Here is a 21,842-nt window from a genome sequence, read left to right on the forward strand (position 1 = left end):
TGTTCGCCGCCGGCACCAACGGGTGACGCCACCCGCCGGCCGGCGGTTCACAGGCCGAGGTAGATCCGCCGCACCCGCGTGTCCCGGCTGAGCTCCTCGGAGGTTCCCGTCATGGCGACGCCGCCGTTCTCCATGACGAGGCAGTGGCTCGTCGCGCCGAAGGTCAGTTTGGCGTTCTGCTCGACGAGAAGCAGGCTGAGCCCGTCCTCGCGCAGTCGTTTCAGCGCGCTCAGGATCTCCCCGACGAGTTTGGGTGAGAGCCCCATGGACGGTTCGTCGAGGAGGAGGATGCGCGGTCCGGCCATCAGGGCGCGGCCTATGGAGAGCATCTGCTGCTGTCCGCCGGAGAGCGCGCCGGCCAGTCGTCCGCCCATCTCGCCCAGTACGGGGAAGAGTTCGTGCACCTCCGCCAGCGAGGCCCGGGTCTCGGCGTCCCACCTGCGGGCGTACGCGCCGAGCAGCAGGTTCTTCTCCACGGTCAGGCCGGGGAACACATGCCGGCCCTCCGGTACGTAGCCGATGCCGTGGCGCACCATGTCGCGGGCCCGTACCCGGGTGAGGTCGTGCTCCCCCAGGGTGATGCGTCCGCCGCCCCGCGGTACCAGTCCCATCAGGGCCTTGAGCGTGGAGGTCTTGCCCGCGCCGTTGGCGCCGATGATGCCCACCGACGCCCCGGGCGCCACGCTGAAGCTGATGGAAGCGACCGCGCGGACCCCGCCGTAGTGCACGGACAGGTCGTCGACGGTGAGGGTGGCCGGGGTGCCGGGATCGGGTGCGGCCGTACGCCGGAACGGGATCGTCCTCATCGGGTCGCCTCCTTCGAAGCGGGCGGAGGTGAAGCGGGCGGAGGCTCCGGTTCCATCCCCGGCCCCGGCCCCGGCCCCGGCCCCGGCCCCGGCTCCGGGCGCGGGACGTCCGCCAGTGCCGAGTCCCCGAGATACGCCTCGATGACCTCGGGAGCGGCCACCACCTCGGCCGGTGTGCCCTCCGCGATGACCCCGCCGCTGGAGAGCACGGTGACGCGCTCGCACAGCGACATGACCAGGCCCATGTTGTGTTCGATGAGCACGACCGTCGTGCCGCTGTCCCGGATGGAGCGCACGATGCGGGCGAGTTGCCGCACCTCCTCGCCGTTCAGTCCGGCGGCCGGTTCGTCGAGCAGCAGCAGCCGGGGCCGGGCGGCCATGGCGCGGGCGATCTCGATGCGCCGCTGGATGCCGTAGGGCAGGGAGCCGGGTGCGGCCTCGGCGAAGTCGGTGAGCCCGAAGCGCTCCAGGAGTTCCTGGGCCCGGCGGCGCAGGTGCCGTTCGCGACGGACGACTCCGGGCTGCCACAGCGCGTACTGCCAGATGGTGTGTGTCCTGGTGCGGTCCAGGGCGACGAGGATGTTCTCCCGGACCGTCAACTGCCCGAAGAGGCGCAGGTTCTGGAAGGTGCGGGCCACGCCGAGGAGGGAGAGGGTGTAGGGGCGGGCGGTGGTGGTGGCACGGCCGGCGAACCGCACCTGGCCCGAGGTGGCCCGGTAGAAGCCGCTGATCACGTTGAACAGGGTGGTCTTGCCGGAGCCGTTGGGTCCTACGATGCCGCGGATCTCGCCGGGGGCGACCGTGAGGGAGACGTCGTCCAGGGCGCGCAGTCCGCGGAAGTCCTTGGTGACCGACCTGATGTCGAGCAGGGGCTCGGCGGTGGAGGACGGGCGTTCGACGGCCTCGTACGGCTGGAAGGGGCGTAGCCCGGCACGGTCGTCCGTCTCGCCACGGCTGCGCCTGCGTCGCCGTCGGTTCACGAACTCCCTTGCACGCAAAGGGATTCCGGCGAGTCCGGTCGGTGCGAAGACCACCATGAGGACGACCACCACGCCGTATCCGAGCTGTGCGTAGGTGGAGAAGTCGGAGAGCCACTCGCGGATCAGGGTCAGCCCGATCGCGCCGACCACGCAGCCGACGAGGGAGCGCCGGCCGCCGATGACGACCATGGCGAGCAGGATGAACATGTTGCCGATGGAGAAGGTCTCCGGGGCGACATAGCGGATGAGGCCCGCGTACAGCACTCCGGCCAGGCCCCCGTACAGGCTGGCGAGCAGGAACGCCGTCATGCGCAGGAGGGGAATCTCCGCGCCCATGGCGCCCGCGGCCAGGGAGTCGTCGCGCATCGCGCGCAGCCGTCGCCCGAGCGAGGTGCGGACGACGAAGAGTCCGAAGCCGAGGCCGAGCGCGCAGACCACCAACTCCAGGTAGTAGTAGAGGTATTCGCTGGAGAGGTCGATGCCGGGCAGGGTGGGCAGCGGGATGCCGGAGATTCCGTCGGCGCCCCCGGTGACGGAGGCGTTGGTGATCCAGTTGATGAAACCGAGTGCCAGGCCGAGGGTGACGATCCCCAGGTAGTGGGACTGCATGCGCAGGGCGGGGATGCCGACGAACAGGCCCGTCGCCACGGTCGCGAGCACCGCGAGCACGGCCGCCGCCCAGAACCCGTATCCGGAGTCGGTGGTCAGGATGGCGAGCGTGTACGCGCCCACGCCGAAGAACGCCACCTGGGCGAGGTTGATCTGCCCGGAGACGCCCATGGCCAGACCCATGCCGATGGCCAACAGGGCATAGATGAGGGCGATGTCGACGACATGGATGGGGTAGCTGCCCAGGCCGTACGGCAGCAGCCAGGCGGCCACCGCCAGGGCCCCGAGTGTCATGGCACGGAACCTCACGCGCGGCTCACCGTCCTCTCCCCGAAGACGCCCATCGGGCGGATCATGATGGCGGCGGTGAAGACCAGGAAGGTCACGAGCACCGAGTAGCCCTGGAAGTGGCCGGCCGCGTAGGAGTCCAGGACGCCGATCGCGAGGCCGCCGACGACCGCGCCGGGGATGGAGCCGAAGCCGCCGAGCATCGCGGCGGCGAAGCCCTTGATGCCGAGCGCGCCGCCGAGCGAGGCGTCGACGTACAGCATCGGTCCGACGAGACCGCCCGCGAGGGCGGCGAGGCCCGCGCCGATGGAGAAGGCGAGGGCGTTGCTGCGGCCGACGTCGATGCCGACGGCGGTGGCCGCCTCGTGGTCCATGGCGACGGCCTGCATGGCCGCACCCCGCTTGGTGCGCGCGAGGAACCAGGCGAGTCCCAGCACCGCGAAGGCCGCGACGGCCATCACCAGCAGGTCGTACGTGCGCACGCGCACCCCGAACAGGTCGAGCGGGGCGGCCGGTACGGGCGAGCGGACCGCCCGTCCGGTGGTGCCCCAGATCAGGATGGCGACGGCCTGGAGGACGATGCCGAAGCCGATCGTGCCGATCAGCATCAGGTCGAAGTCCTTGTTCTCCAGGGGCCGCAGGACCCGCTCGATGACCAGGCCGATCGCGGCGGTGACCGCGATGGCGACGACCATGGCGACGGCGAAGGGCAGTTTGTAGGTCAGGTAGAAGGTGGAGGCGGCGTAGGCGCCGATCATGGCGATGTCGGCGTGGGCGAAGTTGACCAGGCCCATGGTGCGGTAGACCAGGGAGAACCCCATGGCGACCAGGGCGTAGACCGCCCCGAGGCTCAGGCCTCCGACGAGTGTCTGCAGTGTCTCCTGCACTTCGGTGCTCCCCGTGTTCCCAGTGCTCCCGATGCCTACTGCTGCGGGACGAGTTCGCCGTCGCGGATGACTCCGATGGTGGTCCTGGTGATGCCGACGCCCGACTCGTCGTACCGGAAGTCGCCGAGCAGACCCTTGTACCGGGTGTCGCGGATGGCGTCCGCGAGTTCCTCACCGCTCGCGCCGTTGCTGGTCTTCAGCGCGGTCAGCAGGATGTTCGCCCCGTCGTAGGCCTTGGCGCCGTGCAGTTCCGCCTCCTTGCCGTACGCGGCCTCGTACGCGGCGGCGAACTTCTTCGAGGCGCCGTCGGCGTCGTTGCTGAGGTAGGGCGAGCTGACGATGGTGCCTTCCACGGCGGCCTTGCCTGCGGTGTCGATGAAGACGGGGGTGCCCTGGGGGGCCGCGCCCGCGAAGGGGGCGGTGATGCCCAGGTCCCGGGCCTGCTTGACGATCAGCCCCGCTTCGACCTCCTCCGAGCCGATGAAGATCACCTCCGGTTTCGTGGACCGGATCTTCGTCAGGGCCGCGCTGAACTCCTTCTGGTCGGTGGTGACCACCTGGTCGGTCGACGGGGTCACACCGAGGTCCTTCACGGCCTTCAGGAAGGCGTCGTGCTCGCCCTTCCCGAAGGATCCGTTGTTCGTGATCATGGCGATCTTCTTGTGGCCCTCGTCCTTCACCAGGTGCTGGGCGAGCGTCGAGTCGTAGGTGGTGCTGGTCGGCCCGTTGAGGAAGAGGTACGGACTCTTCAGCGCGACCAGGCCGTCGGACTGGCCGGAGGTGATGTTGGGGATCTTCGCCTGCTGGAGCACAGGACCCATGGCGATGGTCACCGCGCTCTCCGCCGTGCCGATCATGGCGACGTACTTCTCACTGTCCAGCCTGCGGGCGATGTTGGTGCCGGTGGTCGGGTCGCCCTGGTCGTCGAAGAGCTTCAGCCGGATCTTGCGGCCGTCGACACCGCCCTTCTCGTTCCACTCGTCGACGGCGAGCTTGGCGCCCTTGTACTCCCAGTCGCCGAGCGAACTGAGCTGTCCGCTCTGGGCGTTGACGACGGCGACCTTGATGGGCCCCGAGGACGCCTTGGTGTCGTCGTCCGATTCACCGGGCGCGCTGCACGCGGTGAGGGCGACGGCCAGCGCGGAGGCGGCGCAGGCGGCGGCTCGGGCGGTGGTGCGCTTGGCGGTGCGTGGTCGTGGGGTACTGCTGCGGGTCATGGGGTCACCTCGTTGTGAGCGAGCGGTGAGCGGACGGGAAGGTGCGGGGGCGAGGTAGGGGAGTGAAGGTGTGGGGGGCGGTCAGTCGGTGAAGGACCCTCGGTAGATGTCCTTGATGTTCCAGTGGCCCGGCGTCGGCACGGGTTCGTTGACCATCGGTACGTCGATGACGGCGGGCCTGCGCCGGGCGATCGCGTCGGCGAGGGCCTTGGACAGGTCGGCGGGGGCGGTGACCGTGTGTCCCTCGGCGCCGCAGGACCGCCCGAAGGCCGCGAAGTCCGGGCTGTAGGGCCGGCCCTCGGCGTCGGTGAACTCACAGCCGTAGGACCGGCCGAACGACGAGGCCTGGAGGTCGGCGATGGTGCCGTGGGCCCGGTTGTTCATCACCACGAAGATGACGGGCAGGCCCTGTTCGACGGCCATCGGCACCGCGGGCAGCTGCGCGCTCATCCCGCCGTCGCCGATGAGCGCGACCACCACGCGGTCCGGCCGGGCCAGTTGCACCCCGACCGCCGCGGCCGGGCCGAAGCCCATGGTCGAGGCTCCGCCGGGGGTGATGAAGCGCCCTCCGTCGGGGAGTTCGTAGCACTGGGCGACGCCGTTCTTGTTCCAGCCGACGTCGGTGACGAGCACCGCGTCGTCGGGCAGCGCGTCGCGCAGGTCGGCGAGGATGCGCTGGGGCCGCAGGGGGAAGTTGTCGCTGCGGCCGTCCTCGCGGGCGGTGTCGAAGACGGCCCGCCGGGCGGCGGCGACGGTCTCGCGCAGTCCCTCCCGTGCGCGGGGCTCCGGCCTGGCGGACCGCACCGCGGCCCCGATGGCCCGTACCGCGTCTCCGACATCCGCGACCGCGCCGATCTCGACCGGATAGTTGCGGCCGATCTCGGCGGGGTCGATGTCGATCTGGATGAGTCTGCTGGGCGGGCCGTGCTTGTCGCCGAACGTCCAGGTGTACGCCGGGTCCCACGAGCTGGCGTCGGTCTCCGCGAACCGGGTGGCCAGCGCGAGGACCACATCGGCGCCCCTGGTGTACGCGTGCGTGGTCTCCAGGCCCCAGAAGCCCGGCATGCCGAGCAGCAGGGGGTGGCTGTCGGGCAGGACCCCCTTGCCCATCAGGGAGTGTGCGAGCGGGATGTCGAGGTGCTCGGCGAGGGCCGACAGCGCCTCGCGGGCGGCCGGTTCACGCAGTCCGCCGCCGAAGTAGATCAGCGGGCGTTCGGCGTCCAGCAGTGCGTGGGCGATGCGTTCGGCGGTGTCCCGGTCGAGGCCGGGGAACGCGGCGCCGCCGGGCAGCGGGTACGCGTCGGCGTACTCCTCGACCTGTCGGCTGAGCAGGTCCATCGGGATGTTGACGAGCACGGCCCCGGGCCGCCCGGACGTCGCGGTCCAGAAGGCGCGCTCGGTCGTACGGGCCAGGTCCTGGACGCGGCGCACGTGCCAGGCGCGTTTGGTGAAAGGCCGGTAGACGGCGGTCTGGTCGGCGTCCGCGTGGAGGTTGACCTCCTGGTGCGGGTGGCGGCCGGCGTAGTAGGAGGGGATGTCGCCGGAGATGACGATCAGCGGGATCGAGTCGAGGGCGGCGGTGGCCACCCCGGTGACCGCGTTCATCATGCCGGGGCCGACGTGGGTGAGCAGGACGCCGGGTTTTCCGGAGGCACGGGCGTATCCGTCGGCGGCGTGTGCGGCGGCCTGTTCGTGGCGAGCGATCACGAAGTGGATCGGGCTGGGACCGAGCGCGTCCAGCAGGGCGATGTTGGTGTGGCCGCAGGTGCCGAAGACGTACTCGACTCCGTACGACCGCAGTTGGGCGACCAGGGCTTCGGCGGCGGTCACGGTCATGCGGTGCTCTCCCCGTCGATGGACGGCGTGTCGCCCCAGACGGACAGGCCGCGGAGCATGAGGGTCTTGACGACCGTGTAGTCGTCGATCATCGAGCGGGGTGTCTCGCGGCCGAAGCCGGAGTCCTTGACCCCGCCGAAGGGGATGTGGTCGAGGCGGTGGTTGGAGGTGCCGCCGACGATCAGCGCGCCGGTCTCCAGTTCCCGCCAGGCGGTGACGACACGGCCCAGGTCACGGGTGAACAGCCCCGCCTGCAGGCCGTAGCGACTGGCGTTGCAGGTGTCGATGACCGCCCCGAAGTCGTCGTACGGGAGCACGGCGACCAGGGCTCCGAAGACCTCGTGGACCACGACCGAGGAGTCCGGCGCGGGGTCGGCCACGACGGTGGGCGCCGCGGTGGCGCCGTCCCGGGTGCCGCCGCGCAGGACGCGGGCACCGGAGGCGACGGCCTCGGCCGACCAGCGCACCACGCGTTCGGCCGCCTCCTCGTCGACCATCGAGCCCACGTCGGTGCCCGGGTCCAGCGGGTCGCCGACCTCCAGGGTGTCGACGGCGGCCGTGAAGGCGTCGAGGAAAGGGGCATAGCGGGAACGGTGGACGTAGACGCGCTGGACGGAGACGCAGCTCTGGCCGGAGTTGCTGTATCCGGTGCGGGCGCACTCCTTCGCGGCCTGTCCGATGTCTGCGTCCTCGCAGACGATCGTGGCGGCGTTCCCGCCCAGTTCGAGGACCAGTCGCTTGGCCCCGGCCGCGCGGGCGACGGCCCGGCCGGTCTCCGCGCTGCCGGTGAAGCTGATGACGGCCACCTCGTCGGCCGCGCACAGCACCGCGCCCACCTCGCCGCCGCCGTGCAGCAACTGCACCCCCTGCGGGGGCATACCGGATTCCAGCAGGAGTGCCACGATCGCGGCGGTGGAGGCCGGTGCCTGGGGCGGTGCCTTGACGAGGGTGGTGTTGCCCGCGGCGAAGGACGCGCCGAGTTTGTGCGCGAGGAGGTTCGCGGGAGCGTTGAACGGAGTGATGGCGAGGGCGACCCCCGCCGGGGCGCGATAGGTGAAGGCGGTGTTGCCGACGCCGCGTGCCCAGCCCGCGACGGGCAGGGTCTCGCCGCCGATGTGCCGCGCCTCCGCGGCGCACACGGCGAAGGTGTCCGCGACCCGGTCGATCTCGCCGAGGCCGTCCTTGACCGGTTTGCCCAGTTCCAGGGCGAGGAGGCGGGCCAGCCCCTCGCGGTGGGCGGACGCGGCGCGGGATGCTCGTTCCAGGACGTCGGCGCGCAGTGCGGGGGCGAGGCCGGCCACCGTACGGGCCGAGGAACGGGCCCAGGCCAGGGCGCGGGCGATCTCGTCCCCGGTCGCCGTCGAGGTCCGGCTGACGACGCGGCGCAGGTACGGGCCCGTCCGGGTCGACGCGGGTCCGCCGCCACCCCATTGTCCGGCGACGTAGGGAGGCGCTTCGGCCACCGCCGCGTCCATGCCGGCTTTGAGAAGGGAATCGAGCATGAGGTCTCCCAGGAAACCGCTCAGTGGTACTGGTGGACTGCTCTGTGGGTCGGCGTGTAACGTACGGGCGCCAACTCGCGGTGACAAGAGGGCCGTTCGAGGAAGTTTCGAAGCAGAGGGGGAAGGCGCGTGAGCGGGACCGACCATGAGGGGGCGGCGGCCGAGGCGACCGGGGTGCGCAGTGTGCGCAGGGCTCTGGACATCCTGGGGCTGCTGACCGAGGATCAGCCGACGGTCACGCTGCGGGAGATCGTCGATGCCACCGGGCTGGCCAAGACCACGGTGGTCCGCATGGTGCAGACCCTTGAGCAGTGCGGTCTGCTCTGGGACACCCCGGCCGGCTACACGGCGGGTCCCGGCCTGTGGCGCTGGGCCCACCTCGCGCACACCAGCTGGGAACTGCCGCGCGAGACACGCAAGTTGATGCGTGAACTGGCCGAGGAGCAGCAGGAGACGGTCAATCTCTTCATGCTGCGCGGACTGTCCCGCGTCTGTGTGGCCCAGCAGGAGAGCCCGCAGCCGCTGCGCCATGTCGTACGGGTCGGTGACGAACTCCCGCTGTGGGCGGGTGCCTCGTCGAAGATCCTTCTTCGTACGGCTCCCGATGCCCTGCTGCGCCGGATCGCCGCGGGCTCCCCGCACGGTGAGGGGCACGCCAGGCAGTTGCGGGTGTGGGCGGATCTGGCGGCGGAGCGGGGCTTCGCGGTCAGCCGGGGTGAGCGCGACGAGGGGCTGACGGCCGTCGCCGTGCCCGTCGTGGGGCGCGGTGGGGCCGTGGTCGCCTCGCTCTCGCTCAGCGGTCCGAGCCATCGCTTCCCCGAGTCCGTCGTCGAGCGGTTCGCCACCGCGCTCGCCGAGGTGTCCCGGCGGATGTCGGAGCAGGGTTTCGACCATCCGCTCAGCCCGACGAAGTGAACCAACGACCGCAGGACCCGCTCGAACCGCTGTGACCGCAGAAGGAGCCGGTGCATGTCCGAACGACCGCTCTCAGGAATCCGCGTACTCGATCTCACCAATGTGCTCGCAGGGCCGTACTGCAGTTACCACCTCATGCTGCTCGGGGCCGAGGTCGTCAAGGTCGAACAGCCGGGCAGGGGGGATCTCGCACGGAGTCTCGGACCCGATCCGGAACTGAACCGGGCCGGTATCGGCGCCTCGTTCCTCGCCCAGAACGCCGGCAAACGATCACTCGTCCTCGACCTCAAGGATCCCGGCGACCGGGCCGACTTCGAGGAACTGCTGCGCGGCGCGGACGTCCTCCTGGAGAACTTCCGGGCCGGCGTGCTGGCCCGGATGGGGTACGGGGCCGACCGGCTGCGGGAGCTGAATCCGCGGCTGGTCAGCTGTGCGATCACCGGCTTCGGGCAGTCGGGGCCGATGAGTGCCGCGCCCGCCTACGACCAGATCATCCAGGGGCTCTCGGGGATGATGAGCATCACCGGTACCACCGACACCGCCCCGCTCAGGGTGGGTTTCCCGGTGTGCGACTCGCTGGGCGGTCTCGGCGCGGCTCTCGCGATCAGTGCGGCCCTGGTCGGACGGGAGAGGACCGGACAAGGGGCCCGGCTGGACGTCTCCATGCTGGAGGTCTCCCTCTCCGCGATGGGCTGGGCCGTCTCCAACTACCTGGTCAGCGGGGTGGATCCGGAACCGATGGGCGACCAGAACGCCACCGCGGCGCCTTCCGGGACGTTCGAGACCGCCGACGGGGGGCTGAACATCGCGGCCAACCGGCAGGAGCAGTTCGTCACGCTCTGCCGGCTCGCCGGGCTGCCCCGGCTGATCGACGACCCGAGGTTCGCCGAGCGGGAGGCACGGAAACGGCACCGCGCGGAACTCAACTCCGAACTCAACGCGGCGTTGCGCCGGAAGACCGCTCTGGAGTGGGAGGCCGTGCTGTCCGCGGCCGGTGTCCCGGCGGCCCGCGTCCTGACCGTCCCCGAGGCCGTCGAGCTGGAACAGCTGGCGCACCGCGGCTTCTTCACGGATCTGCCCTATCCGGACGGGTCCGGCCGCACGCTGAGAGTCAGCGGCAACGGCGTCCTGGTGGACGGCGAGGCGCTTTCGCCCGACACCCCGCCTCCGCTGCTCGACCAGCACGGCGAGGAGCGTGAGCGGCTGATCGCCCGCTGGCGGGCGCACCGCCACGCCGCCGAGGCCCGGGCGTCATGACGCCGGCCGGGCCGCAGGACGGCCTGGTCGCCCAGTGGTGGGCCACCGCCGTCAGCCGGGTCGAGCCCGGCATCATCGAACTGCGCGAGCACCCGGTACAGGACCTCATCGGCCACGCGACCTTCGTGGAGACGATCTGGCTGATGCTTCGCGGTGAACTCCCCCGCACCGAGCAGGCCGGGCTCCTGGAGGCCGCCCTGGTGGCCGGCGTCGACCACGGCCCGCAGGCGCCCTCGATCGCCGCCGCCCGGATGGCCGCCACCTGCGGGGTGGGGCTCAACAGTGCCGTGGCCACCGGCGTGAACATGCTCGGCGATGTGCACGGCGGGGCAGGTCAGCAGTGTGTCGAGTTGCTGAGCGAGATCGTCGAACGGCACGGCCGGGGTGCCGAACGGCCCGCCCAGGGAGCCGAACAGCCCGACCGGGACGCGGAGTTCGAGCTCGCCGTGGCGGAGGTCGTCGGTGAGTGGCGGGCCCGCTCGCGCTACCTGCCCGGCTTCGGTCACCGCTTCCACCCCCGCGATCCGCGCCGCGACCCGCTGCTCGCCCTGGTGGACCGGGCCGTGGCGGACGGTCTGGTGCAGGGCTCCCATCTGCGGGCGGCCCGCGCGGTGGAGGAGCTGCTCAACCGCGGGCGTGACGGAAGCAGGCCCGTGCCCATGAACATCGACGGCGCCACGGCCGTCATCTACGCCGAGCTGGGCTTCGCCGCACCACTGGCCCGCGGACTGTTCGTGCTCAGCCGCAGTGTCGGCATCCTGGCGCACGCCTGGGAGGAGACCGGGCAGGGGCGCCGCAACAAGAGCCCCATGCCGCCGTCCATGGTGCCGGTCCACCTGACGGCGCCAACAGCGCACCCGTAAAACCTGGTTGACCCTCGCGTCGACCCTGATGGCTCGGAAATCCCTGTCACGTGTCTTGTCATGGACGCACAGCCGTCCCTAACGTGACCTCCCATCACCTGAACCCATTCTGCGGCTCGCACGAACCATCTAGCGGACCTTGATCGAATCGAGGGAACTCGGCGATGGAAAGACGGACCTTCCTCCTGACGGCCGCGGCGGGCAGCGCGGCCGGCGTCCCCACCCTGGCGTCCACCGCGGAAGCGGCCTCCGGCAGCGCCGCGAACGGCGCCGCGAACGGCGCCCCGGGCCTCGCGCTCCCGGTCCCCCGGCAGTCGGCCGCGCTCGGCACCACCGGCGGCGACTGGCCCAAGGTGGGCGGCGACTACGGCAACCAGAACCACTCCACGCTCCAGGACATCACCCCGGCGAACATCAAGCGGCTCGGCGGGGCCTGGCACATCAACCTGGAGGGCGGCTCCACCAGCGCGTACCAGCAGTGCACGATCGTCGTGCACAACGGCGTGCTGTACGTCGAGACCACCCAGCAGAACGTCTTCGCGATCGACGGCAGGACGGGTGAGGTGATCTGGAGGACCGGCCTCGGGACCGAGACCACCAACATGCGCGGGGTCGCCGTCGCCGAGGGCAGGGTCTTCACCATCTCCGGCGCCGACATCGTGTACGCCCTCGACCAGAAGACCGGCGCGGTCGTCTGGCAGAAGCCGCTGATCGTCGACGACAACGGCGGCGACGACGGCTGCGACAACGACAGCGGCCAGTGCGGCGGCAACAGCGGCGGCCTCGCGGGCGCGGTCGTGCACTGGGACGGTCTGGTCTACATCGGCACCGAGGGTTCGACCGCCGGGGCCCGCGGACGCGGGTACGCGCTCGACGCCCGGACCGGCGCCGTCGTGTGGACCTTCTGGGGCCCGCCGGGACCCGGTGCGTACGGCCACGACACCTGGGAGGGCGACTCCTGGAAGACCGGCGGCGCGGTCCCCTGGATCCACCCGGCCGTCGACCCCGAACTCGGCCTGGTCTACTGGACGTTCGGCAATCCGTATCCCCGAACGGACGGGTCCTCGCGCGGCGGGGACAACCTCTTCGCCAACTCGATCGTCGCCATCGACGCCAAGACCGGCAAGCGGCGCTGGCACTTCCAGTCGGTCCACCACGACATCTGGGACGCCGACAACGTCATGGCGCCGGTCCTCGCCGACCTGCTCATCGACGGCAGGAAGCGCAAGGTCGTCGTCTACGGCTCGAAGACCTGCTGGTACTACGTCCTCGACCGCCGTACGGGTGAGGCCGTCCACGGTATGGAGGAGCGGCCGGTCCCCCAGCACATCCTGCAGAAGACGTCACCCACCCAGCCCTTCCCCGGCGGCGAACCGTTCGTGTCCCCGTACCCGGAGCTGGACAAGACGACCCGGCCCGTCCCCTTCTATCCGACGGGCGGCCTGTACGAGGTCTTCTGGGACCGGGCCACCATCCTCTTCCCGGGGGCGGGCGGCGGAGCCGACTGGGGCTTCCCCTCCTTCAGCCCCCGGACCGGATACGTCTACGTCGGTTACGGGCTCGTCAACTCCTCCTACTCCAACGCCCGCGGCGGTCGCGTCAACACGGCCCGGCCGCTCGGCGAGCTGTTCGGCGGCGGGCTGGTCGCGATGGACCCGCGCACCAACTCGGTCGCCTGGCGCAAGGAGGGCCACTGGTCGCTGGCCCACGGCAACGGCATCCTCACCACCGCGGGCCGCGTCCTCTTCCAGGGCCGCCCGGACGGCGTCCTCGAAGCGATGGACGACACCGACGGCAGGACCCTGTGGACCTGGCAGTGCGGCGCCGGGGTCAACACCGTCCCGGTGTCGTACGAGATCGACGGCGAGCAGTACGTGGCCGTGCTGGCCGGAGGCAACGGCCTCCCCTTCCCCGACATCCCCCGGGGCGACCACCTCTGGGCGTTCAAGCTCGGCGGCAAGGTGGGCCAGGCTCCCGCGCCCACTCCCCCGTCCCGCCGCAACCAGATCCGTACCGCCGCCGTGACCGGGGCGGCGGCACGCGACACCGTCACGCTCGGCCGCGTCTGGAACACCTCCACGGGCGCGCCCGGAGCCACCGAGAACACCGTCGCCCAGAACGCCATGGCGCCCCAGCACCTGACGGTCCCGGCCGGCACCACCGTCACCTTCACCAACCCCGCCGACAACGCCCAGGTCCATGGCGCGGTCGCCTTCTTCGACGCGGAGTTCGACACCGGGCTGCTGATGCCGGGCCAGTCGTACACGTACACCTTCGGCGGGCCCGGCGAGTACTTCTACAACGACCCGGCCTTCCCGCAGTCCACCGGGAAGATCGTCGTCCGGTGAAGCGCCGTTCAGTGCATCGCCGTCCAGAAAGAGGGCCGGTCACCATGACATCCGGAACACGCGCGGCGCGTACGGCCGTGTCCGTGGTCGCCGCCGCAGCCGCCACACTCCTCGTCGCACTGGCCGCCTTCTTCGGCCTTCAGGAGCAGGGGGACGCGCGGGGCGGAGGCGTACCGGCGGGAGCCCGACACACGCGCTCCGCCGCGGAGTTGGGCAGCCCGGACTACGGGGTCTGCCGTGGCGTGCGTGCCGAGTGCTACCACGACTGGGGCAACTTCTCCCCGGCCACCGACGGCTACCGGGTGCTCCTCTACACACGCACCGCCGGCCCCCGCCACGCGAACCTCGGTCCCGCGCTCGGCGCCGGACTCAACCCGGCGCTCGCCGACACCAACGTCGTACAGAACGCCCTGGTCGAGATGGGCAGGGAGCACGGTTTCACCGTCGACTGGACCGAGGACGTCACCCAACTCTCCACGCCCGCACGGCTCTTCCGGTACAACGCGGTCGTCTTCCACTCCACCAGCCGCGACGCCCTCGACGACGCCGCGCAGACCTCCCTGCGCCAGTACATCCGCGGCGGCGGTGGCTTCGCCGGAGTCCACAACGCGTTCGGCACGGAGTACAACTGGCCCTGGTACGAGGGCCTGCTGGGCGGCGCCAACTTCTACGACCACGGACCCGGGCAACGCGGCAAGGTCGTCGTACAGAACCGGCGCGACTCCTCCACCGCCGGTCTGCCGGCCCGCTGGGACTTCTCCGACGAGTGGTACAACCTCGTCCCGGCCCCTTCGAAGGTCCGCGTCCTGGCCACCGTCGACGAGTCCACGCTCGCCGAGGGTGTCACGGGCAATCAGGGGCACCCCGGCCATGGCAGGAACCACCCGGTCGCCTGGTGCCAGTACTACGACGGCGGACGGGCCTGGCTCACCACCCTCGGCCATGACGCCGAGGCGTTCTCGACGGACGGCTCGTTCCCCGGCGCCGAGCACTTCCAGCGTCTGCTGCTCGGGGGCATCGAGTCCGCCATGGGCAAGGAGCCGTTCTGCCGGGCGGGCTGACTCACTCCTGCGCGGTACCGGTTCGCCCATTCGCCGAATTCCCGTGCATCCTACAAGGAAAGCGTGGAAGAAGGCGAAGATGAGATCTTCCATGGATGACGGGATCGTCGCCGACTTCTACGACTTCGAGTCCGCGCTGTCGGACGAGGAACGCAAGATCCTGCTGAAGACACGCGCCTTCATGCACGACGAGGTCAAACCGCTGGTGAACGAGAACTGGGCCGCGGGCACCTTTCCCCAGGAGCTGATCACCAAGTTCCGGGAGAGCGGCCTCGTAGGACTGTCGTACGAGGGCTACGGCGAGCACCGTCCCGCCGTGAGTCACCTGCTGACCGGGATGATGGCGCTGGAGATGAGCCGGGTGGACGCGTCGGTCGCCACGTTCTTCGGCGTGCACACCGGCCTGGCCATGTACTCCGTCCACGCCGGTGGCAGCCAGGAGCAGCGGGACCGCTGGCTGCCCGGCATGGCCGCCATGGACACCATCGGGGCCTTCGCCCTGACGGAACCGCTCGACGGATCCGACGTCGCGGCCGGTATGGGCACCACGGCCGAGCGGCAGGGCGACACCTGGGTCCTCAACGGCGCCAAGCGGTGGATCGGCAATGCCACCTTCGCCGACCATGTCGTGGTCTGGGCGCGGGACCTCGCGGACGAGCAGGTCAAGGGATTCGTGGTCGGCAAGGGCACACCCGGCTTCACCACGGAGAAGATCGCGAACAAGATCTCCCTGCGGATCGTCGAGAACGCCGACATCACCCTGACCGATGTCAGGGTGCCGGAGGCCGACCGGCTCCAGAACGTCGAGTCCTTCCGTGACGTCGCGGAGGTGCTGCGCGCCACCCGCAGCGGGGTCGCCTGGCAGGCGCTGGGGGTGATGATCGGCGCGTACGAGCTGGCGCTCGCCTATGCCACCGAGCGCGAGCAGTTCGGCCGGCCGCTCGCCGGATTCCAGCTCGTGCAGGATCTGCTGGTCAAGAGCCTCGGCAACATCACCGCCTGCTGGGGCATGCTGCTGCAGCTCGCGCGGCTGCAGGACTCGGGCGTGTTCAAGGATCAGCACTCCTCGCTGGCCAAGGCCCATGTCACGGCACGTATGCGCGAGGTCGTCGGCTGGGCCCGGGAGATCTTCGGCGGCAACGGGATCGTGCTGGACTACGACGTCGCCCGCTTCTTCTCGGACGCGGAGGCCATCTACTCCTTCGAGGGGACCCGGGAGATGAACACGCTGATCGTCGGGAAGGCGGTCACCGGCGAGAGCGCGTTCGTCTGAGGCCTGGTGTTATGGGCCCGGTGCTCCGGGCCCTCCGGGGCCGGTGCTCCGGGGCCTGGTGTGAGGACGGCGATCTCCTGCCTGTGATACTCGCCTGATGAACCGGAGCATTACAGGCAGGAGTGGCTCGATCTCGGTACGCCGGGCCACCACGCGGGACGCCAAACGGCTCACGCGGCTCGTACGCGGCTCACGCGCCTACGAGGGCCGGTACGCGGCCATGGTGGCGGGCTACCGGGTCGGCCCCGACTACATCGAGACCCACCGCGTCTTCGTGGCCGTCGCCGCCGCGGAGGGGCACGAGGGCCAGGTGCTCGGGTTCTACTCGCTCGTCCTTGCCCCGCCGGAACTGGACCTGATGTTCGTCGCCGATCAGGCTCAGGGTCGCGGGGTGGGACGGCTCCTTGTGGCACACATGAAGTCCGAGGCACGGGCAGCCGGGCTCGACCGTGTCCGCGTGGTGTCCCATCCCCCCGCCGAGGGCTTCTACCGCAGCGTGGGCGCGGTGCACGTCGGAACCGCGCCGGCGACGCCGCCCGCGGTGGTGTGGGACCGTCCCGAGCTGGAGTTCCACTTTCCTACTTGCCAGTAGACTTGCCGGTAACTTCTGCGTCCATGGAGAGTGCCCATGCCCCGCACGTTCACCGTCACTCGTAGCATCCTGGTCGAGGCGTCGCCGTCGACGGTGTACGACCAGGTCGGCCGGCTTTCGCAGATGGGCCGCTGGAGCCCCGAGAACCTCGGCGCGACCGTCCCGGGCGGGGACGTGCCGGCCCAGGTCGGGATGGTCTTCGAGGGGCACAACAAACGTCGCGGCTTCCGCTGGACGACCCGCTGCACGGTCACCGCGGCGGAGCCCGGCAGCCGCCTCGCCTTCCGCGTCCACGCGATCGGAATCAGGCGTCCGCGCCTCAAGGCGCCCATCGCCACGTGGGAGTACCGGTTCGAGGCGGAGGGCGGCGGCACCCGGGTGACGGAGACCTGGACCGACGACCGGCGCTCCTGGCCCACGCTCGTGGCCAACGCCTTCGACCGCGTGGCCACCGGCGGCAAGACCTTCGCCGTCTTCCAGGTCGGCAACATCGACAGAACCCTGCGCAACCTCAAACGGGAACTGGAAGCACCGGCACACCCCTGACGGGACCTGACGGGCCCTGGTGGGCTGGGCTTGCTGCGCTCGACGCGCTTGACGGCCCTGGTGCACGGCGTCCGGCTCAGGCCGTCAGTTCTGTCCGCGGGACCGCGACGGAGCGGAGGTCGTGGCGGATGTACCACTCGGTGGAGAGCAGCCGCGCCCGGTCGGACGCCGGGAGACCGGCGATCAGTGCCGGGACGGCTCCCCTCTCCACCTCTGTGCGGTGAGCCAGCACGGCGGCCACCTTCCGCTCCAGCCAGGGGCCGACGTCGACCGTCGCGGTGATCCACTCGTCCGGCACGCTGCGCATCGTCTTACCCCTGGGGGCCAGGTGTCCGGCCCACGCCCGGACCGCCGAGTGCGGGTGCGTGGCCAGGTACAAGGCGCTCGGCTGCCAGGGTTCACCGGCGTCCGGGTGGAGCCGCTCCAGGCCGGCCGCCTGGACGGCGAGCATCGTCACCCGATGGGTGTGGACATGGTCCGGATGGCCGGTCAGCCCGCCGTAGGCGTCATGGGTGACCACGACCTCCGGACGGAACTCCCTTAGGTGCGCCACCAGTTCGCCCGCCGCCCGGTCGAGCGGCACATCGCAGAACCGCGCCCTGCCGGGTGCCGACCGGGGGGACGCGGCCGTCGGCGTGGCCGAGCAGCCGTGGAGCGCCGGCGCCGAGGATCCGAAGCGCCTCGGCCAACTCCGCGGCGCGCCCGGTGTCCGGGGCCCACGTCGCGGTGACGACCGCGACGCGCGCGCCCGCCGCGGCGTGCCGCGCGAGCACTCCGCCCGCCGACAGGGACTCGTCGTCCGGGTGGGCGAACACCGCGGGCAGACTGGGTGCGGTCATGGGACCTCAGGGGTTCTCGTCACGGGTTCTCGTCACGCGAGGCGCGTCGGCGCAGCCAGAGCGGCAGCGCGTACCAGCACACGGCGAAGTACAGCATCACCCCGGCGACGAGGAACTCCGCTATCAGGCCCGGCAGAACGACGCGCAGGATGAGCAGCAGTGTCGAGCCGATGGTGAGGGCGAGCAGGGCCATTCCGAACATCATCAGCCGGTGGGCGGTCTCCACCAGCTCGTCCTTCATCCGCTGGCCGGACAGGAAGCGGTGGATCGAGACCGGGGCGATGAGCGAACCGGTGGCCGCCGCACCGAGGACGACGGTGACCACGTAGATCGTCCGGTCGATGGTCCCGAGGTCCTGGAACCCGGCGGTGAAGGCCACGCTGAGCAGGAAGCCGAAGAGGATCTGTACGCCGGTCTGCGCGACCCGGGTCTCCTGGAGGATCTCGTTCCAGCGACGGTTCGCCTGCTCTCTCGGCGCTTCCGCGTCCTCCCGGGCGTCCCTGGGTTCCGAGACCTCGGAGGGAATCGTGGGGGCGGGCGGGTCCGTCACAGCCATGATGTCCTCCACAGGTACGGATACGGGTTCCGGTACGGGCACGAGTACGGGTCCGGATACGAGTCCGGGTCCGGATACGGGTGCGGGTTCGGGTGACGGGCCGTGTGCGGCACGTCGGAGAGTGCCGCATACCCCGCATGGTCTGCGTCAAGCCCGTTCGCCTCGGAGGCAGTTGGGACACCGGCAGTGTGCACGGCGCCGGGTGGGCCCGTCGACGGGTCGGGAGCGGCCTGTCATCCGCCGCGTGTGGGAGGGGAGCGCGCGGGTATCCGGGCCCTGCCGATCCGCCCGGACCGGCGCCGAACCGACCACGAAAGGCGGCCCCCGTGTCCGCATCCCTGGTGGAGACCGTCGACATCCAGGCCCCTGTTTCCGTCACCTGGGCCCTGTGGAGCGATGTGACGAGGTGGCCGTCCTTTCTCAGCCACGTACGGCTGGTGGAGCCCCTGGACGAGCGGCGCTTCGCCTGGCAGCTGTCCCTGCCCGGCGCGGACAAGAACTTCGTCGCCGAACTGGCCGAGGTGGTCCCCGAGGAGCGGATCGCCTGGCACACCGTCGAGGGCGTGCACCACGCGGGAGTTGTCACATTCCACCGCCTCAGCGACACGTCGAGCCGCGTCACCCTGCAGATCGAGTACGACCCGAAGGGTTTCGTCGAGCGCCTGGGCGCCCTGACCAATCTGGACTCGACGCTCGCCAACTACGACCTCGGCGAGTTCCAGAAACTCGCCGAGACCGCCGCGTCGGCCTGACTCCGCCGTCCCGCCGTCCCGGCCCCTCGATCCGGCGTTCCGCCGACCGGTGTCAGGCGCTGTACTGGTGGGCCGGGTAGGTCAGGTATCCGGCGTCACCGCCCTGGTAGTAGGTCGCCTCGTCGACGGGGGCGATGGGGACACCGGTGCGCAGGCGTTCCACGAGGTCGGGGTTGGCGATGAAGGCGCGGCCGAAGCTGATGAGGTCCGCGCCCAGGCCGAGCCAGTGGTCGGCGTCCGACCGGCCGGTCTGCTTGGGCCCCATGGGGAGGACCGGATTCATGACGAGGGTGCCGGGCCAGGCGCGGCGGAGCTCCACCAGCACCTCTTCGTCCGTGGTCGCCTCGATGTGCACGTACGCCACGTCCAGCTGCGCCAACTCGCCGAGCAGAGCGGTGTAGAGCTCCGTGACCTCCGTCTCCTCCACTCCCCAGAAGGTCCCGCCCGGCGAGAGCCGGATGCCGGTGCGCGCCGCGCCGACGGCCTCGACGGTCGCGGACACCGCCTCGACGGCGAACCTGATCCGGTGGGCCACGGAGCCGCCGTAGCCGTCCGTACGCAGGTTGGCGTTGGAGGAGAGGAACTGCGAGATCAGATATCCGTTGGCGCCGTGCAGTTCCACGCCGTCGAATCCCGCGTCCACGGCTCGGCGGGCCGCGTCTGCGTAGGAACGGGCGTGTTCCGGCACCTCGGAGGTCTCCAGTGCGCGGGGCACGGGCGCGGGCTGGGGTCCGGTCGGCGTGAACACGTCGCCGACGGCGGCCACGGCCGACGGGCCGACCGGCTGCGTACCCGTGGTGTCGGGGTGCGAGACGCGCCCGCCGTGCATGAGCTGGGCGAAGATCCGTCCGCCGTTGGCGTGCACGGCATCCGTCACCGGCCGCCACGACGCCTGCTGCTCATCGGTGTGCAGACCCGGCGTCCCCGGGTTGGACTGCCCGATCAGACTGGGCTGCACGCCCTCGGTCACGATCAGCCCGGCGCTCGCCCGCTGCGCGTAATAGGTGGCCATCGACGGCGTGGCCAGACCGCCGGCCGCAGCCCTCACCCGGCTCATGGGGGCCATCACCACGCGGTTGGGCAGCGTCAGGGCACCGAGGTCGTAACGCTGGAACAGGCTCGTCACTTGCGACTCCTTCGCGATCCGTGTCCCGGGTACCGGGCACAACGGTTACGCTAAAACCTGACATTGACGTCAGGGGCAAGTTCTGTGACCCAGGTAACAGCGGAACGCGGGGAGAGCGGGGAGAGCGCATGCGTATCGGAGAGCTCGCCGAACGGGCCGGTGTCAGCGTCCGGTCGCTGCGGTACTACGAGGAGCAGAAGCTGCTCACCAGCACCCGCAGTGCGAGTGGGCAGCGGCACTACACCGACTACGAGATCGAACGCGTCAGGTTCATCCAGAGCCTCTACGCGGCCGGCCTGTCCAGCCGGACCATCGCCGAGCTGCTGCCCTGCGTCGACTCACCCAGCGAGGAGAACTCGGACGCCGCCCTCGACCGCATGACCCAGGAACGCGACCGGCTCAGCACGCACATCGCGGAACTCGTCCGGACCCGCGACGCCCTCGACCAGCTGATGGTGTCGGCCCGGACATACCGCGACCAGCTCCAGGAGGCCACGACCTCCGTCTGACCGGGCCGTGCCACTGACAGCCCGATTCCGCCTGACACCGCCGTGTCATGCCACGGTCGGCGGTCGCGCGGAGCGTCACTTGGATTCGATCCGGCCCACTGGTTCGGCACCTTCCGCAAGCGCCTTTCGCACCGTCGCCCAGCTGTCGTCCTCGATGCCGAGCGCATGGCGGAGGTAGGCCCAGGTGACCCGCTGGAGCAGGGCGACCCGCTCGGGGTTCTCGTCCGTCGTCTCCTGGACCTCGTAACCGGCGATCCCGCCGAGCGAGTGTTCCGCCCCGAACAGGGTGAGCAGACTCTTGTCACCCGGGCTCAGGAAGTACGGGTCGGCGAGCCATTCCGGCCCCCGGACCGACAGCGGGGAGTCGTCCCGGTCCCCGGCGACCACGAGGGCCGGTGCGGTCATGTTCTCGAAGCTCGGGTTCATGAACGGAAAGTGCTCGGCCGCGAACGGCGTCAGGTCGGCTCCACCCCTTCCCGCCGTGGCGAGCAGCACGCCCGCCTTGATCCGCGCGTCGGACAGGTCCACTTCCTCCTTGCTCACCGGATCCAGGACCCGCAGGCCCAGCAGATTGCCCGCGGTCTGACCGCCGAAGGAATGCCCGGCGGCGGCGATACGGGTCCGGTCGAGGCGACCGCCCAGACCGGGAACGGCCGCTTCCAGCAGATCGAGCCGGTCGAGAACCCGCTTCATGTCCTCGACGCGGTATCGCCAGATCCGCGGCGTACGGGGATCGTCCTGGGCAAGGCCCACCGTGCGGGAGTCGAGGTGGGTCGGCTGGACGACGACGAAGCCATGGGCGGCCCAGAAGTCGGCCAGCGGGCCGTAGCCGTCGAGCGACGAACCGAAGCCGTGCGAGAGGACGACGATCGGCAGCCCGCTCCCGGTCACCGGCGCGGAGATCCTCACCCGGAGGTCTTCGCCGCGGCCGGGCGCCTCCAGTGTCACCGGCTTCACCGAGACGACGGGGGTGGGTGCGAGTTCCAGTGCGGATGCGAATGCGAATGCGATGGACGCGCTCGATGGAGTTGGCGGAGTTGCCGGAGTTGACGCAGTCACGGGGATTCCCTCTTTCGACCG

19 protein-coding genes and 1 pseudogene are annotated in these 21,842 nt (G+C 70.6%); 10 read left to right on the forward strand and 10 right to left on the reverse strand.

The annotated features are described in order from the left end of the window. Positions 1-47: 47 nt before the first annotated feature. From ACH4DZ_RS31285 to ACH4DZ_RS31310, 6 genes are all read right to left on the reverse strand, one after another. Entirely contained in the window at positions 48-806 is a 759-nt protein-coding gene (locus tag ACH4DZ_RS31285; protein WP_398290766.1) for an ABC transporter ATP-binding protein, read from the reverse strand. Further along, the gene (locus ACH4DZ_RS31290) at positions 803-2,689 is read right to left on the reverse strand and encodes an ATP-binding cassette domain-containing protein (protein ID WP_398290767.1); all 1,887 of its coding nucleotides are present in this window, start codon (positions 2,687-2,689) and stop codon (positions 803-805) included. The genes ACH4DZ_RS31285 and ACH4DZ_RS31290 overlap by 4 nt, the downstream gene beginning before the upstream one ends. Positions 2,690-2,700: 11 nt before the next feature. Further along, positions 2,701-3,570, reverse strand: a complete 870-nt coding sequence (locus tag ACH4DZ_RS31295; protein WP_398290768.1) for a branched-chain amino acid ABC transporter permease — start codon at positions 3,568-3,570, stop codon at positions 2,701-2,703. A gap of 35 nt (positions 3,571-3,605) precedes the next feature. Beyond that, positions 3,606-4,787, reverse strand: a complete 1,182-nt coding sequence (locus ACH4DZ_RS31300; protein ID WP_398290769.1) for an ABC transporter substrate-binding protein — start codon at positions 4,785-4,787, stop codon at positions 3,606-3,608. A gap of 81 nt (positions 4,788-4,868) precedes the next feature. Then, entirely contained in the window at positions 4,869-6,623 is a 1,755-nt protein-coding gene (locus ACH4DZ_RS31305) for a thiamine pyrophosphate-binding protein (RefSeq protein WP_398290770.1), read from the reverse strand. Further along, a complete protein-coding gene (locus tag ACH4DZ_RS31310; RefSeq protein WP_398290771.1) occupies positions 6,620-8,125 on the reverse strand; it encodes an aldehyde dehydrogenase family protein in 1,506 nt (501 codons plus the stop codon). Before ACH4DZ_RS31310 ends, ACH4DZ_RS31305 begins: the two co-directional genes overlap by 4 nt. 129 nt (positions 8,126-8,254) lie before the next feature. Here ACH4DZ_RS31310 and ACH4DZ_RS31315 point away from each other — a divergent pair, with 129 nt between their 5' ends. The 8 genes from ACH4DZ_RS31315 (at position 8,255) to ACH4DZ_RS31350 (ending at position 16,980) form a co-directional block, all read left to right on the forward strand. Next, positions 8,255-9,040, forward strand: a complete 786-nt coding sequence (locus tag ACH4DZ_RS31315) for an IclR family transcriptional regulator (RefSeq protein ID WP_398290772.1) — start codon at positions 8,255-8,257, stop codon at positions 9,038-9,040. 54 nt (positions 9,041-9,094) lie between these two features. Next, positions 9,095-10,297 (forward strand): CaiB/BaiF CoA transferase family protein, encoded by a 1,203-nt coding sequence (locus ACH4DZ_RS31320; protein ID WP_398290773.1) that lies wholly within the window; start codon positions 9,095-9,097, stop codon positions 10,295-10,297. After that, the gene (locus tag ACH4DZ_RS31325) at positions 10,294-11,160 is read left to right on the forward strand and encodes a citryl-CoA lyase (RefSeq protein WP_398290774.1); all 867 of its coding nucleotides are present in this window, start codon (positions 10,294-10,296) and stop codon (positions 11,158-11,160) included. The genes ACH4DZ_RS31320 and ACH4DZ_RS31325 overlap by 4 nt, the downstream gene beginning before the upstream one ends. Positions 11,161-11,324: 164 nt before the next feature. After that, on the forward strand, positions 11,325-13,508 hold the full coding sequence (locus tag ACH4DZ_RS31330) for a PQQ-binding-like beta-propeller repeat protein (protein WP_398290775.1): 2,184 nt from the start codon (positions 11,325-11,327) through the stop codon (positions 13,506-13,508). Between the two features lie 44 nt (positions 13,509-13,552). After that, a complete protein-coding gene (locus ACH4DZ_RS31335; protein ID WP_398290776.1) occupies positions 13,553-14,569 on the forward strand; it encodes a ThuA domain-containing protein in 1,017 nt (338 codons plus the stop codon). A gap of 79 nt (positions 14,570-14,648) precedes the next feature. After that, a complete protein-coding gene (locus ACH4DZ_RS31340; RefSeq protein WP_398290778.1) occupies positions 14,649-15,842 on the forward strand; it encodes an acyl-CoA dehydrogenase family protein in 1,194 nt (397 codons plus the stop codon). A gap of 97 nt (positions 15,843-15,939) precedes the next feature. Then, positions 15,940-16,434, forward strand: a complete 495-nt coding sequence (locus tag ACH4DZ_RS31345; RefSeq protein ID WP_398290780.1) for a GNAT family N-acetyltransferase — start codon at positions 15,940-15,942, stop codon at positions 16,432-16,434. Positions 16,435-16,470: 36 nt separating this feature from the next. After that, positions 16,471-16,980 (forward strand): SRPBCC family protein, encoded by a 510-nt coding sequence (locus ACH4DZ_RS31350; protein ID WP_398290782.1) that lies wholly within the window; start codon positions 16,471-16,473, stop codon positions 16,978-16,980. Between the two features lie 76 nt (positions 16,981-17,056). Here ACH4DZ_RS31350 and ACH4DZ_RS31355 read toward each other — a convergent pair. Together ACH4DZ_RS31355 and ACH4DZ_RS31360 are read right to left on the reverse strand one after the other, a co-directional pair. Beyond that, positions 17,057-17,819, reverse strand: a pseudogene (locus ACH4DZ_RS31355) (PIG-L family deacetylase). Positions 17,820-17,838: 19 nt separating this feature from the next. Next, positions 17,839-18,375: a DUF6328 family protein gene (locus ACH4DZ_RS31360; protein WP_398290783.1), complete on the reverse strand. Its 537-nt coding sequence runs from the start codon at positions 18,373-18,375 to the stop codon at positions 17,839-17,841. 326 nt (positions 18,376-18,701) lie between these two features. Between ACH4DZ_RS31360 and ACH4DZ_RS31365 the strand changes: the two genes are divergently transcribed. Beyond that, positions 18,702-19,127, forward strand: coding sequence for an SRPBCC family protein (locus tag ACH4DZ_RS31365; RefSeq protein ID WP_189767685.1), 426 nt, complete (start codon positions 18,702-18,704; stop codon positions 19,125-19,127). 52 nt (positions 19,128-19,179) lie between these two features. On the opposite strand, the gene ACH4DZ_RS31370 is transcribed toward ACH4DZ_RS31365, so the two are convergent. Continuing rightward, a complete protein-coding gene (locus ACH4DZ_RS31370) occupies positions 19,180-20,253 on the reverse strand; it encodes an alkene reductase (RefSeq protein WP_398290785.1) in 1,074 nt (357 codons plus the stop codon). 128 nt (positions 20,254-20,381) lie between these two features. Between ACH4DZ_RS31370 and ACH4DZ_RS31375 the strand changes: the two genes are divergently transcribed. Beyond that, positions 20,382-20,762, forward strand: a complete 381-nt coding sequence (locus ACH4DZ_RS31375) for a MerR family transcriptional regulator (protein WP_398290787.1) — start codon at positions 20,382-20,384, stop codon at positions 20,760-20,762. A 75-nt stretch (positions 20,763-20,837) separates the two neighbouring features. On the opposite strand, the gene ACH4DZ_RS31380 is transcribed toward ACH4DZ_RS31375, so the two are convergent. Further along, positions 20,838-21,719, reverse strand: a complete 882-nt coding sequence (locus ACH4DZ_RS31380) for an alpha/beta hydrolase family protein (RefSeq protein ID WP_398290789.1) — start codon at positions 21,717-21,719, stop codon at positions 20,838-20,840. Positions 21,720-21,842: the final 123 nt, after the last annotated feature.

It is taken from the genome of Streptomyces sp. NPDC017991, assembly GCF_044328075.1.
Taxonomy (GTDB): Bacteria; Actinomycetota; Actinomycetes; order Streptomycetales; family Streptomycetaceae; genus Streptomyces.

What these genes read in the sequence shown, in the direction of transcription:
- ACH4DZ_RS31320 (WP_398290773.1), top strand. Translation starts at nt 9,095, where the DNA reads ATGTCCGAACGACCGCTCTCAGGAATCCGCGTACTCGATCTCACCAAT.
- ACH4DZ_RS31325 (WP_398290774.1), top strand. Translation starts at nt 10,294, where the DNA reads ATGACGCCGGCCGGGCCGCAGGACGGCCTGGTCGCCCAGTGGTGGGCC.
- ACH4DZ_RS31300 (WP_398290769.1), bottom strand. Translation starts at nt 4,787, where the DNA reads ATGACCCGCAGCAGTACCCCACGACCACGCACCGCCAAGCGCACCACC.
- ACH4DZ_RS31285 (WP_398290766.1), bottom strand. Translation starts at nt 806, where the DNA reads ATGAGGACGATCCCGTTCCGGCGTACGGCCGCACCCGATCCCGGCACC.
- ACH4DZ_RS31375 (WP_398290787.1), top strand. Translation starts at nt 20,382, where the DNA reads ATGCGTATCGGAGAGCTCGCCGAACGGGCCGGTGTCAGCGTCCGGTCG.
- ACH4DZ_RS31350 (WP_398290782.1), top strand. Translation starts at nt 16,471, where the DNA reads ATGCCCCGCACGTTCACCGTCACTCGTAGCATCCTGGTCGAGGCGTCG.
- ACH4DZ_RS31305 (WP_398290770.1), bottom strand. Translation starts at nt 6,623, where the DNA reads ATGACCGTGACCGCCGCCGAAGCCCTGGTCGCCCAACTGCGGTCGTAC.
- ACH4DZ_RS31310 (WP_398290771.1), bottom strand. Translation starts at nt 8,125, where the DNA reads ATGCTCGATTCCCTTCTCAAAGCCGGCATGGACGCGGCGGTGGCCGAA.
- ACH4DZ_RS31335 (WP_398290776.1), top strand. Translation starts at nt 13,553, where the DNA reads ATGACATCCGGAACACGCGCGGCGCGTACGGCCGTGTCCGTGGTCGCC.
- ACH4DZ_RS31290 (WP_398290767.1), bottom strand. Translation starts at nt 2,689, where the DNA reads ATGACACTCGGGGCCCTGGCGGTGGCCGCCTGGCTGCTGCCGTACGGC.
- ACH4DZ_RS31340 (WP_398290778.1), top strand. Translation starts at nt 14,649, where the DNA reads ATGAGATCTTCCATGGATGACGGGATCGTCGCCGACTTCTACGACTTC.
- ACH4DZ_RS31330 (WP_398290775.1), top strand. Translation starts at nt 11,325, where the DNA reads ATGGAAAGACGGACCTTCCTCCTGACGGCCGCGGCGGGCAGCGCGGCC.
- ACH4DZ_RS31345 (WP_398290780.1), top strand. Translation starts at nt 15,940, where the DNA reads ATGAACCGGAGCATTACAGGCAGGAGTGGCTCGATCTCGGTACGCCGG.
- ACH4DZ_RS31360 (WP_398290783.1), bottom strand. Translation starts at nt 18,375, where the DNA reads ATGGCTGTGACGGACCCGCCCGCCCCCACGATTCCCTCCGAGGTCTCG.